Raw genomic sequence first — 14,585 nt, forward strand, 5'->3', positions numbered from 1 at the left:
ACTATTCTGACGAAGCACGGCTATAGGATCTGTTGACATGACCTTGAAGTTACCCGGATTTACGATTGTCACTTTACTCAAAGAAGGGATAAAAGCCGTCCTATACCGTGGAATCAGAGTCGAAGATCGGCGTCCGGTGATTATTAAAGGGCTACGTCCAGAGTGCTGTACGCCCAACAATATTGAGCAACTCAGACATGAGTATGCGATCGCCCAACGGTTGAACACCCCCGGAGCAGTTAAAGCCTACGCCTTAGAGGTGCATTGGGGCATTCCTTATCTGATTTTGGAGGATTTTGGCGGGCGATCGCTCGATCGGCTTCTAGAAGACTTTCGGGAGCCGATTCCGTTTTTAAAAATTGCCATTCAAATCAGCAATGCGATCGCCCAAATTCACAGCCGTAGCATTGTCCATAAAAATATTAAGCCGCAGAACATTCTCTTTAATCTGGAAACGCATCAGGTCAAAATCGCTGACTTCGGGATCGCTGCTTTTATCCCCTACGAACAGCAAATGGTCAGCAGTTCCAGCCAGATTGCAGGCAGTTTGGCTTATCTGTCGCCAGAGCAAACTGGGCGAATGAATCGCGGGATTGACCATCGCAGCGATTTATATTCCTTGGGAGTCACCTTCTATGAAATGCTGACCCGTCAGCTACCGTTTCAGGGCAAAGACCCTTTAGAGTGGGTGCATTGTCATATTGCCCAATCGCCGCCACCACTCACAAAGGTAAGACCGGAGATTGGGCGATCGCTATCTGACATCATCATGAAACTGCTCTCAAAGGTTGCAGAAGATCGCTACCAGAGTGCTTTGGGTTTGCAGTTCGATCTGGAACGATGCCTAAAACAGTTGGAGACAATTGGACAAATTCAATCTTTCCCTTTAGGCGAACAAGATATCTCAGAGCGGTTTCAAATTCCCCAAAAATTGTATGGGCGAGAGCGAGAAATTGCACAGCTTTTACAAGCATTTGAGCGAGTTGTTAGACAAGGTACGCCAGAACTTATATTCGTCGCTGGATATGCTGGGATTGGTAAATCTTCTCTCGTGAACGAGATCCAAAAACCCATCGTAAGAGAACGTGGGATTTTTATCTCTGGTAAGTTCGATCAGTACAAACGAGATATTCCTTATTCCACCCTTGTTCAAGCTTTTCAGACGCTCGTTCGGCAAATTTTGACGGAACCTGAAGATAAACTTGCCACTTGGAGAAAGCGAATCCAAGCCGCATTCGGGAATAATGGCAGACTGATTACCGATGTGATTCCAGAAGTTGAACTCATCGTCGGCGAACAACCTCCTATACCAGACTTGGGACCCGCTGAATCCCAAAATCGATTCAATCTGGTGTTTCAAAACTTTATCAGTATCTTTGCTCAAAAAGAGCATCCACTGGCTGTCTTTTTGGATGATATGCAGTGGGCAGATAGCGCCACTTTGAATTTGATTCAAACCATCGTCACGGGATCAAGTCTCCAGCATCTTTGCTTTATTCCGGCTTTTCGAGATAATGAAGTCGATTTGCTCCATCCCTTCAGTCTGATGATGGAGCAGATTCGTCAAGGTGGGGCAAAAATAACCGAAATTGTTCTCACTCCTCTCAACCTTACTTATGTGAATCAGCTCATTGCTGAAACCCTACATTGTGAGCCGGGACGGTCAGAATCTCTTGCCAAATTAATCGTCCAGAAAACCGATGGCAATCCTTTTTTTGTCAACGAGTTTCTCAAAACGCTGTACCAAGAAAATCTGCTGACGTTCGAGCGCAACCATCGCGTCTGGCAATGGGATCAAGCCCAAATTGAAGCCCAAGGCATTACGGATAATATTGTCAATCTGATGATTGGGCGGATGCAAAAACTGCCGCCCGAAACTCGACAGTTGCTCAAGTTAGCTTCCTGTATCGGGAATCGTTTTGATTTAGAAGTTTTAGCAATCGTCGGCGAAACATCTCTTCAGCAAACAGCTAATACACTTTTGGAAGCGGTTCTGAGAGGATTCATCATCCCCACAGAGGCAACTGAAAGCATTGAGAAAAGCTATCGCTTTTACCACGATCGCATTCAACAAGCTGCCTATGCCTTGATCGATGATGAACAAAAGCAAGCGGTTCACCTCACGATTGGGCGACTTTTACTTAAAAGTTTCAATTCTGCTCAACTGGAAGAACAAATTTTTGATTTAGTGAATCAACTTAATCTAGCTGTTGGTTTGATTACTGAGCGGACAGAAAAAGACGAATTAATTCGCCTAAATCTAATTGCTGCTAAGAAGGCAAAAGCCTCCACTGCGTACACACCTGCGAAAAGAATGCTTGCTGTCGCTGCAAATCTTTTAAATGAAGATTCTTGGCTTGACCATTATGAACAAACATTTACTCTAGTTAAAGAACGAGCGGAATGCGAATTTTTAACGGGTAATTTAGAGGAGGCGGAAGAGCTATTTAAGCTTCTATTTATCAAAGCCAAATCTTATATAGACAAAGCGAATATTTATATACTTCAGCTCAGACTTTATCAAGTTGCAGGTAGGTATGAGGAGGCGCTAGCACTCGGATTAGAAGCTTTAAAAATTTTTGGGGTGACTTTCCCCGATTCAGAGGAGCAAGTGCAGGTTGCGATCGCTATCGAAAAAAGCCAGGTATTGGCAAATTTAGGTGACAGACAAGTCTCCGATCTACTCAACGCCCCAACGCTCCAAGATCCAAATCTTAAGACACTCATCGGTCTGCTGACAACTGTAGGGCCGCCTGCTTATCTCGGCAGACCAAGTATTTTTCCGCTAGTTGTACTCAAGGCAGTCAATTATTCCCTGAAGTATGGTAATACGGAAGATTCCTGTTTTGCTTATAGTATGTATGCGATGTTGTTGGTTTCGATCTTTCGGGATATTCCTACGGGGTATGCATTTTCCGAGATGACGATTCAACTAAATGAGAAGTTGAATGATCCGAAACTCAGAGGAACAGTTCTGCACATTCATGGCAGTCATATCAACGTTTGGCGGAACCATATTTCTACCGATATTCCATTTTTAGAGCGAGGATTTATCGGTTGTGTGGAAGCAGGTGATGTGACGATGGCTAACTACAACGGCTATCAAGGCTCTTGGCAGATTATTCAGGTAGGAAGTCCACTTCCCGAAACGTATAATTTAATTCAAAAGTACGTTAACTTTGCCCAGCAATCTAAGCATGAGGCGGCCTATCAGACGATTAGATTGCAGCAGCAGTTTCTCCTAAATTTACGCGGACTCACCTACCACAAGCTGACCCTAAGTGATGATAGTTTCGATGAATCGCACGCCTTTTCCATCCTTACGGATGCAGGCTTCGTAAGTGGAATTATTTTTTATCACATCATCAAATTAATTGTGTTTTTCACCTACGAACAGTATGAGGAGGCGCTAAATTTTGCCTTACAAGTGTCCGTGTTTCCAGTTACAACCCTGGCATTACCAATCGAAACCGATTATGTTCTGTATCACTCGCTGACCTTGGCGGCTCTTTATCCAACTGCATCTTGTGAAGAGCAGGAAGGGTTTTTAGAAACCTTAGAAATGCATCAGCGTCAATTGCAGGATTGGGCGAGCCACTGCCCTGCTAACTTCTTACATAAGTCTCAATTAGTGGGGGCGGAGATAGCTCGAATTGAGGGTCGGGACATGGAAGCAATGCGCCTGTATGAGCAATCAATTCGCTGTGCCCGCGAGCAGAAATTTGTGCATTATGAAGCCTTGGCGTATGAGTTAGCAGCTAAGTTTTACTTAGATCGGGAGTTTGAAGCGATCGCTAAAACCTATCTGCAAGAAGCCAGGAATGCCTATCGGCGCTGGGAGGCGCTCGGCAAGGTCAAGCAGCTTGAGCAGCTCTATCCGACCTTATTGCCGCAACCGTTGCCGCAACAGCCCCCTGCCTCCAACGAAACGTTTTTAAGCACGGGGGAGCAACTTGACTTTCTATCGGTTGTTAAGGCGTCTCAAACTATTTCTAGCGAAATTGTCTTCTCTCGACTTTTGAAGACATTGATGCAGATTGCGCTTGAGCAAGCAGGAGCCGAACTGGGTTATTTGCTGCTTTTTCACGAGCAGAATCTAGTGATAGAAGTCGAAGCGAAAATAAATTCCCAAGCTGAAAAACTTAATGTTTTTCGACCTGAATTGGCGGGTGAAATTGCATTGCCTCAGTCAGTGCTGAATTATGTGCAGCGAACTCAATCAACTGTGATTTTGCCCGATGCCACAGAGCAGAATCTATTTTCGGAAGACGAGTATGTGATTCAAAAGCAACCGAAGTCTGTACTTTGCTTACCAATCGCCCGTCAGTCAAACTTGCTGGGAATTTTATATTTAGAAAACAACTTTATCCCAGGCGCTTTTACACACGACAAGCTTTCCGTGCTGGAAATTTTAGCAGCTCAAATTGCCATTTCCCTGGAGAATGCTCGTCTCTATCAAGGGTTAGCACAAAGTCAAGAACAACTTAACCTAGCGTTGAAATCTGCTCAAATCGGTATTTGGAGTTGGGATATTCTCAACGATCGGTTTGACTGGGATGAGCAGATTTATCAACTATTTGGAGTCACCCCCGAAACGTTTGTTGCCACCTCAGAAGCAGTGTTGGCTCGCCTGCATCCAGACGATCGGGAATCGCTCGCTCAATCTTTGAACCGAGCGGTTAACGAAGGAGTGGAACACGATCTCGAATATCGCATTATTCAGGATGACGGCAGCATTCGCTACGCTGCTTGCCGGGGAAGAGCCTTTTTCAACGAAGCAGGCACAGCGACTCGCATGAGTGGTGTTGTAATTGACATCACAGAGCGCAAACAAACTGAAGAATCTCTGCTGATTTCTAAGGCTGCTTTGGAGCAAATGCCCGATGCTGTTGTGTTAACCGATCTGGAGGGAAATATTCAACGCTGGCTGGGCAACGCGGAGCAGATTTTCGGCTATACGGCGTCCGAAGCGATCGCTAAACCCCTGAATTTCTTACATCACCCTGACATTGCAGCAACGATGACCGCCCAAATGATCCAGTCTATTCAGGAAACCGGAGGATTTTGTGGTGAAGTTCCCTGTGTGAGAAAAGATGGGTTGAAAGTGTTGATTGAAACAACATCAAAGCTTGTTTACGACAAGGCTGGCAAGCCGCTCTTTTTTGTGGGCATCAACAAAGATATTAGCGATCGCAAACAGGCTGAAGCGAAACTTGCCCAACTGTACGCAGAGCAAACCGCCCGCCAGGAAGCAGAAGCCGACCGACAGCGAGCCGCGTTTTTGGCTCAAGTCAGTGCCACCCTCGCCTCTTCCCTCGATTACGAAAGCACGCTCTCCAGCGTGGCAAACCTAGTTGTGCCCTACTTCGCCGACTGGTGCGGCGTTGACCTCCTGCAAGACAACCAATCGATTCATCGGGTCGCCGTTGCCCACCGAGATCCGGAGAAAGTGAAACTCGCCTGGGAACTCCATCAGCGTTATCCTAGACCGTTGAATGCACCGGAAGGTGTACCAAAGGTGCTGCGTACTGGGCAAACAGAAATGGTGACGGAAATTTCAGATGCAGTCCTGGCAGAAGCAGTTAAAGATCCAGAACATCTGCGAATTCTGCGGGAACTGGGTTTAAAGTCCTATATTATCTCACCGTTGATGGCACGGGGGCGGATTCTCGGTGCCATTTCGTTTGTCACGGCTGAATCTGCTCATCGTTTCAACACCGGCGACCTCTCGCTGGCGGAAGATATTGCTCATCGGGCAGCGATCGCTATCGATAATGCCCGCCTCTATCGGGAAGCGCAGCAGGCGCAACAGACGGCGGAGCGGGCAGCAGAGCGAATTGCCCGTCTCCAGTCCATTACCGCTGCCCTTTCAGAATCGCTCACACCCACCCAAGTGTCTGAAGTCATCGTCGAACAGGGCATGGCTGCCTTGGGTGCCAACTATGCTCTAGTGGCATTGCTCAATGAAAGCAGTACTGAACTGGAAATTGTGCGGGCGGTTGGCTATGAAGTGAATCAAATCGATGGCTGGCAACGTTTTTCCATCGACACAGCAGTCCCTCTAGCAGAGGCGGTACGGACTGGACAACCTGTTTGGGGTGAAACGTCACAAAAACGAGCTGCTCGTTACCCTCACCTGGCTGAAGCCTATAGTCAATTTAACTTTGGGACGTGGGTTTCGATTCCGCTGATGGTAGAGGGTCGGGCAGTTGGAGGCTTGTCTCTGGGCTTTACTGAGCCACAAGAACTTAACGAGGATGACCAAGCTTTTATCTTGGCACTTGCCCAACAATGCGCCCAAGCGATCGCTCGTTCCCATCTCTACGAAGCAGAACGAACCGCGCGAAGTGCGGCGGAAGCGGCAAACCGCGTCAAAGATGAATTCTTAGCCGTTCTCTCTCACGAACTGAGAACGCCGCTTAATCCGATTCTGGGTTGGGCAAAACTCCTGCGTAGCCGCAAGTTCGATCCGGCAACCAGCGATCGCGCCTTAGAAACTATTGAGCGCAACGCCAAGTTACAAACCCAATTAATTGAAGATTTGCTTGATGTCTCCCGCATCCTGCAAGGGAAGCTGAGCCTCAACGTCTACCCGGTTGACTTGGTATCGACGATTGAAGCCGCAATCGAGACGGTGCGTTTAGCAGCCGAAGCCAAATCTATCCAGATTCAGACCATCCTCGAACCGGACGTAGGACAGGTTTCCGGTGATGCCAATCGATTGCAGCAAGTCGTTTGGAATCTCCTTGCCAATGCGGTTAAGTTTACTCCGGCTGGGGGACAGGTCGCGATCGCCTTAGAGCAGGTCGAAGCGCAGGCGCAAATCCGCGTAACTGACACAGGCAAGGGGATTGCACCTGAGTTCTTACCCTATGTCTTTGATTATTTCCGTCAGGAAGATGGTACCACCACCCGAACCTTTGGGGGATTGGGTCTAGGGCTGGCAATCGTCCGCCATCTCGTAGAACTTCACGGCGGCACCGTAAGTGTATCAAGTCTGGGGGAAGGACAAGGTGCAACTTTCCTAATTAAGCTTCCCTGTTTGCAGAATGATAGAGAAAGGCAGTCGGATGAAAAAGACAACCTCTCAGTTCTGACTTTTGACTCCTTACCTTTGTCTGGCTTACAAATTCTCGTGGTGGATGATGATGCAGATATGCGAGAGTTTTTGTGCTTCCTGTTGGAGCAATATGGTGCAACTGTGACCTCCGTAGCCTCAGCCGTTGCAGCGCTGACAACACTAAGCCAATCCCAGCCAAATGTCATCATCAGCGATATTGGAATGCCAGAAATCAATGGCTATATGTTGATGCGACAGGTGAGGAGTCTGAAACCAGACCAAGGAGGAAACATTCCAGCGATCGCGCTGACTGCCTATGCTGCCGAGATGGATTACCAACAAGCGATCGCCGCAGGATTTCAACAGCACATTTCTAAGCCTGTGGAACCAGAGGCATTGGTGAAGGCGATCGCATCATTACTGTTTCTTCAACCTGAAAGTGAGACTACAAAGGTTTTTTGATTAAGAGCAATTAGACAGAGTTGATACATTTGATCCAACAGATGGTTCTAAAATATCAACTGTCCAGATCCGGGCGAAGGGTAAGCCAGCTTTCCGAAAGGACTTCCGCACAGTCTCAGCATCAGGTGCCTCAAATTCGCAAATTACTTTAGCGCGATCGCGTGCCATCATTGAGCGAATCCAATGAACATTGTGTGCCCGGTGACAAGGTATTCCGATCTCAAGATCGTGGTTCCACTTCTGTTCGGTGATCGGTGGCTCAAATATCTTTTCTACAAGGACACGAACCATATTTTCCTCCTGATTGATTGAGCAATTTAGGTTTTTAAATACAGGACTTACGCACTGAAAACTTGAAGCCTAGATTCCCCTAACCCCCCGATAAATTGGGAGGAACTGGAAAAATCTCCTTTTTTAAGGGGGACGCAAGGGGGATCTCTGCGTTAGTCCTCAGCTCCTGCGGTAAGCGATTGATGGCAGTTTGGGCACGAACGCTCAAGACGCGAGGGTCAATTTGGTGCTGTAAGCTTTGAAATAGCTCTGCTGCACGCTTATGTTCGCCTAAAGCTAACTTTCCCCGAATGAGTGCAGCCCAAGCGAGGGCAATTTCACTGGGATGATCTACAATTTGCGCGGCATGAAGTGCTTCTTGAGCGCGGGAGATCGCTAATTCAACGCGACCCCTTTCCAGATCCCTTGCCGCTGCAAAGCTCAGGGTATAAGCTAGCATTCGGTTCGCATCGATCCGACGCAGGGTGGATAATGCTGGCTCAAGTGCTTCTTCAGCGCCTATTTCTCCGATAACATAACGAGCGAGCGAACTCAGGGCAACGGCGAATGGGCCTTCGCTGCCTTCACCACTAATTTTTGTGGCAACTGCTGCCAGTTCCTCGGAGTAAGCGATCGCATCTCTCGGATTGCCCGCTTCCAACTCGGTCATTGCCAAATAAGTCAAACAAGCAGACTCTCGCCAGCGATCCTGTTCCGCTTGCGCCATTCGCCATGCTTGTTCCAAAAGAGAACGCGCCGCCGGGAAATCCGCTGCATGACGGCGCACGCATCCCAGACCACAGGGAATATCGATAATTTCAAGTCCCACTCTCGCGGCAAGCGGCTGTGCTTCTAGCAACAGCGCCTCAGCACGGGGCATCTCGCGTTCGGTTTCGGCGAGGCACCAACCGCTGTGAGCTAGCATTCGGGCGGTAGTTGCCGGACTTGCCAATCGTCCTCGTTTCACTGCTTGGAGGGAGTGTTCGCGAACACCCATGAGATTACCTCGCTCGTAGTTCAGCACGATCAAAGCTTCTAGCGCGATCGCTTCTTCATCCTTCAAACCAAGGGCGCTGGCTTCGGCAATCAATTGATGCAGGTTATTTTCGAGTTGGGGGATTTGATTTCTGGTAACTCCTGCCAGAACGTAGACCTTTAGCAGTCCGATGTGAAGCCGCACCCGTAAAGTCTTCTCAAGGTTCCGGCAATGCTGAATTCCCCGTTGAGCCAGTTCCGATGCTTCTGAGTAGGCGAACTGGCGCAAGCAACGTTCGGCAGCTGCCTGGAAAGCTGAGGCGGCTAAGGAATCATGACCGCCCAATGATGCATGATGCGCGACATCGCTGGCTAGGGCGTTGTCAGGAACCGAGAGACGATTCAAAGCCTGGGCAATCTGCAAATGCACTAATTTACGGCGGGGTTCTGACAACTGGTGATAAGCGACTTTCCGCACAACATCATGAGCAAAGTCATAGCCAGTTTCGTTATTTAATAAAGCTCCTGGACGGATAATCCCCTGCCGCTCCAGTTCTTCCACGGCTAAAAGTAATTTAGAGAGCGGATAGTCGGCAACCCGTGCCACGATTGTCGGACTGAAACTTCGCCCCAATGCAGCTGCCCAAGGTAAAAGTTCTCGCGCCGGTTCGTCGAGTTGCCGCAATCGGTCTTGAATCAAGGCTTCCAGATTGTCGGAGTAAGCCGTGTCATGCTGGGCTAGGGCACGAGCCACTTCTAGAGCGAATAGGGGATTCCCGCCACTATCCACAAAGACGCGGTTGCCATCAACATCGATATTCACCGAGCGAGTCAGCTGAACCACTTGCGCTTGATTTAATAGTGGCAGTGAGATGGTTTGCACCCGCTCCTCCCGCCGCAGCGCTTGCACCAGCTTACACACAGGCACATTATCTGATAACTCGCGTTGACGAGCAGAGAGGGCAAACCGAACGGAGGAATGACCCAGCAGGCGGATTGCATAATGCAGGAGTGCCGTAGATGCCTCGTCCAGCCACTGAATATCATCTAGGATAATGACGATTCGTTTGCCATTGCTCGAAAGTTGGGACAGCAGGTTGACTACCGCATCAAATAGCTGAGAGCGATCGCCCGGATCTCTTCTTCCCTCCACTTCTGGAAACAGGGAACTCAGTTCTGCTGGCAATTGCGATCCTGAATCACGAGCGATCGCCCGCAGTGCATCAATCCAAACTCCATAAGGTCGCAGCATTTCCGCCTCAAACCCGCGTCCCCAGAGTACGCGACCGTTGCTCGTGACAACGGAAGCAAGTTCTTCCAGCAGGCGCGTCTTCCCAATTCCCGATTCGCCAACCAGTAAAAGGATTTCTGAAACGACCATCCGGGTATCGGATGCCATCCAATTACAGATTGTCGCCCATTCCCGCTCTCGCCCGATTAGGGGAGCCAAGAATCGGGGCTGATTCTCTCCTTGGCTCCCAGTTTCTACTGCCCCCAGCGCCTTCAAAGCAGCCTTTTGGGCTTCTGTTAATCCGGTCACTCCGGTGATGTTCATTCCCTCATAAGGTCGATCCGCCCTTAAGGTTTTTACACACTCACCCGTCTGCACATCCCAAAGCTTAATCGTTTCATCCTGGCTGCCACTCGCGACCCTGCGGCTATCAAGGCTGAAGATAACTGACCAGACTAAATTGGTGTGTCCCTGCAAGGTATGAAGACAAGAACCGTTTTGGACATCCCAAAGCTTTACTGTCTGGTCGCTACTCGCACTGGCAAGGATTTGACCATCTGGACTAAAGGCAACTGACCAAACTCGGCTGGTATGTCCTGCCAAGGTGCGTCGGCACTCTCCTGTCCGCACGTCCCATAACTTAATACTGTGGTCGCCACTTCCACTCGCCAAGGTTTGACCATCTGGGCTAAAGACAACTGACCAAACCCAATTGGTATGTCCCTGGAATGTCTGAGAGCATTGTCCTGTTTGGACATCCCAAAGTTTCACCGTTTGGTCGTAACTGCCACTCGCCAGAGTCTGACCATCCGGACTGAAAGCGATCGCGCAAACCCAACTGGCGTGTCCCTGCAAGGTACGTTGGCATTGTCCCGTCTGCACGTCCCAAAGCTTCACCGTCTGGTCATCGCTGCCACTGGCAAGGGTTCGACCATCGGGGCTGAAGGCAACTGACCAAATCCCGCAAGTATGCTCTTGCAAGGTTTGGCGACAACGTCCGGTGTCAAGATCCCAAAGCTTCACCATTTGGTCGCCGCTCCCACTAGCGAGAGTCTGACCATCTGGGCTAAAAGCAACAGCCGAAACTGAGCTAGTGTGACCTTGCAAGGTTTGAACGCATTTCCCGGTGCCCAGATCCCACAATTTAACGGTGCGATCGTCGTTCCCACTTGCCAAAATGCGACCATCCGGACTTAATGCCAGCGATCGCACTCGGTTCGCATAACCCTGTAGCGTTCTGCGACATTTACCTGTAGGGGCGTGCCACAACTTAACGGTATGATCGCCGCTACCGCTTGCCAGGATTTCTCCATCCGGGCTGAATGCCACCGACCGCACCCAATTTTGGTGCCCCCATAATGTTTGGTAGCATTCCCCAGTCCGAACTCGCCACAGCTTCACGCTGCGGTCTTCGCTGCCACTGGCTACCGTTTGACCATCCGGGCTGAAAGAAAGCGATCTCACCCAGTTTCCATGCCCTTTGAGGGTTCGGCGGCATTCCCCCGTCTTAAAATTCCAAAGTTTAATCGTGCGATCGCTACTACTGCTGGCTAAGGTTTGACCATCCGGGCTAAAGACGACCGACCAAACTCGCTCGGCGTGTCCTTGCAGGGTTTGGCAGCATTGACTGGTTTTGAGATCCCACAGTTTAATCGTGCGATCGTCGCTGCCAGTTGCCAGGGTTTTTCCGTCAGGGCTGAATGCTACCGATCGCACCCAATTTTCGTGACCCTGAAGCGTTTTACAGCACTTTCCTGACTTGACATCCCACAACTTGACCGTTCGATCCTCACTCCCACTGGCTAAGGTTTGACCATCCGGGCTAAAGGCGACCGACCAGACCTGATGGGCGTGTTCTTGCAAAGTCTGGAGGCATTGCCCTGTCTTGAGATCCCACAGTTTAATCGTTTTATCATCGCTACCACTCGCCAGGATATTCCCTTGAGGACTAAAAGCGACCGACCAAACCCAATTGGTATGTCCTTGGCAGGTCAGTAAATTTTTCCCATCTGCTACTCTCCACACCCGCACCTCGCGGTTAGTATCCCCAGTCGCTAGAAGTTGTCCGTCGGGGCTAAAAGCAACGGCGAGGGCGAAGCTCAAGGGTTCTGTAAACACAGCTTTGGACAGGTCGGCATCAGCAAGATTGACCTGATGTAAATTCACTTCTCGTAAATCAGCCTGCCAGAGGGTGAGATGGGAGAAGTCATAACTTGTTAAGTCTTTTTGCAATTGAACGAGCAGATTGAGGATATTGCCACCTGCATATCCGGGTTGTCTCGACCATTCATTTCGTAGTTTTGAAAGCAGTTGAGTCAAATGACGCTCAACGTTGTATTGCCCGTGCAGTCGGGTCATTAAAGTGTTTAAAACGGTTTTAACAATTTGTTGAATCTGAATCTCTCGGATATAGTCTTTGCCCTGAGGCTTGAGCAAGGCGTGGCTGTGCAGGATGGAAATCAGGGGTCTCTGGTTTTCTGCTAACAATTCCCCATTTCCGACTTCTAAGTGTTGAATTTCTTCACAGACTTGGGCAATCAATCGCTCAGTGATGTACTCCATCACCACAGGTTGCTGGGTATAGCTGCCTGACTGCTTTTCGAGCAGCGATCGCCAACTGAGAGAACCCAATGCTTCCAGTAGGTCTGCACGAGAAACGGTGGGAACGATATCCTCTGCCAATTCCGAGAAGGTTGTCCATTCTCGATTAATAGCAAGCCAAAACATAATTGTTTTTTCTAAGGCAGAGCAACGCTGACACTGCTGGTCTAGCAGTCTGTGAATCCCATTAAAAATCGTGGTATTTTGAGCGAGAAAATCTTGGATCTTGCCATCAAAAACATCTTGAATGGAAGTGGCAACAATCTTCAATGCCAAAGGATTACAGCCGTAGAACTGACACAAATGCTGTTGCTGTGCCTCAGAACCGATTAATCCTTTTGCTTGAATGAGTGCTTGCGCTGCCTCTGGCGAGCCGCTCAGTTGCAAGGTTCGCACAGGTAAAGCTGAATTCCCATCAACTACACCTTCTAAGATGCCCACCTCAGCAGGCTTCTCCCGACTGGTCAGCACTAGGCAACTTTGATGGGCGGTTTCTGCGATCGCTCGCAGCAGTTCCCCGTAGCCTTCATATCCCGGACGATACTGCCCCGGACAACTGACCTGAAAAAGGGTTTCTGCATTGTCTAGAACGATTAGGCAGCGAGAATTTCGCAGCCAATATATTAGTCGTTCAAGCTCACCGCCCGTCTCTTGTTGTTCCGACAGAAAAGAGATCGAGTCGTGCAAAAGAGTTTGGAGGGTGGGAGCATTTCGTAGCGATCGCCAAATTACAAAATCAAATTCTCCCTGGATTTCCTGCGCTAGTTTGGCGGACAAGGCAGTTTTCCCAATTCCACCCATGCCTAATAAGACAACTAGGCGACAGCGATACTGTACAATCCACTGCTTGAGCGAGTTTAGCTCCTCTGTCCTTCCGTAAAATAGGCTTACATCGATGATTTCGCCCCAATCGCAACGAGGTTGCCTGTCGTTTTGAGGGGGTGTATTTAATTCAGAATTTGTATTGAGTAATTCAAAGCTTTTTTCTCGACTGCTTATCCCTTCAGAATCTTCATTCAGCAGGCGATCGTAGAGGTCGCGGGTAATCGGACTAGGATCGATTCCTAACTCTTCTCGTAAAAGCGTCATGCAGCGGTGGTAGATTCGCAAGGCACTCGCGCGATCGCCATTAAGCGCGTGCAGTTGCATCAAGTCACCATAAGTTGCTTCGTTGAGCGAGTCAACTTCTAACAACTGCTGGGCATAGCGCATCGCCGTCCGGATATCCCGTTGCTCCTTTAACAGGCGAACCAACCATTCCAATCCTTGGATAAAAATTTGTCGCAGTCGTTCCTGTTCCGGAAAAATCCATTCGTCGTAACAGTTGGGCAGTAAATCCCCCTGATAGAGGGCTACCGCCTGTTCTAACAAGGTTCGGACGGTTTTCCGGTCAGCCGCTCGTTCTGCCTCCTCCGCTTGAGCTACTGTCCGCTCAAACTCTGCAACATCTAACGTAAAAGGTGCATCTGAGCGCCACTGTAGCGTTTTTGTATCTACTTCAATGAATCGATCCGCGTCCGGCAAAACCCGCCGTAAGTGGTGCAGTTCTCTTCTTAGGTTCGTTCGGGCTTGCTCGTCTGTTGAGTCAGCCCAAAACAGGGAAGCCAGCCGCTGACGAGGCTGAGGCGTGCCCCTGTGCAGCACCAGATATGCCAGCAACGATTGCGATCGCTCCCCGCTCACGTCTGTCACCGGCTTTTCGTCATAAGTTAGGCGAAAGCCACCTAGCAATACGATCTCTAAAGTAGGCAGCATCATATTTTTACTCTGCCCGTCCATTTGGTACTCAGTCTATAACTTTTCGCAGTTTACTGACAGCCGCTTGCGATCGCAGTTAATACTCATCAACTTATAACTGCTCTTTGTCAGTATTGTTAGAAATAAATTATTAAATTCCGATAAAAAGCCGTTTGGGGCATTCTTGCCTTAAACCTCAACTTTCCAGTAAGTAAAAGTTGCTATTTTTATAAAAATAGTTCCCCGCCC

The 14,585-nt window shown here is 49.1% G+C and carries 3 protein-coding genes; 1 reads left to right on the plus strand and 2 read right to left on the minus strand.

Annotated elements, in window-relative coordinates; genetic code table 11:
* Nucleotides 1-37 precede the first annotated feature (37 nt).
* Complete coding sequence (locus NDI33_RS07450; protein WP_199302531.1) at nt 38-7,522, plus strand: AAA family ATPase; 7,485 nt, start codon at nt 38-40, stop codon at nt 7,520-7,522.
* Here NDI33_RS07450 and NDI33_RS07455 read toward each other — a convergent pair whose 3' ends face one another.
* Both NDI33_RS07455 and NDI33_RS07460 read right to left on the minus strand, forming a co-directional pair.
* The gene (locus tag NDI33_RS07455) at nt 7,523-7,813 is read right to left on the minus strand and encodes a DUF4242 domain-containing protein (RefSeq protein WP_190410329.1); all 291 of its coding nucleotides are present in this window, start codon (nt 7,811-7,813) and stop codon (nt 7,523-7,525) included.
* A 79-nt stretch (nt 7,814-7,892) separates the two neighbouring features.
* On the minus strand, nt 7,893-14,357 hold the full coding sequence (locus tag NDI33_RS07460) for an AAA family ATPase (RefSeq protein WP_190677250.1): 6,465 nt from the start codon (nt 14,355-14,357) through the stop codon (nt 7,893-7,895).
* Nucleotides 14,358-14,585 lie beyond the last annotated feature (228 nt).

The organism is Trichocoleus sp. DQ-A1 (assembly GCF_039961955.1).
Classification (GTDB): domain Bacteria; phylum Cyanobacteriota; class Cyanobacteriia; order Cyanobacteriales; family FACHB-T130; genus FACHB-T130.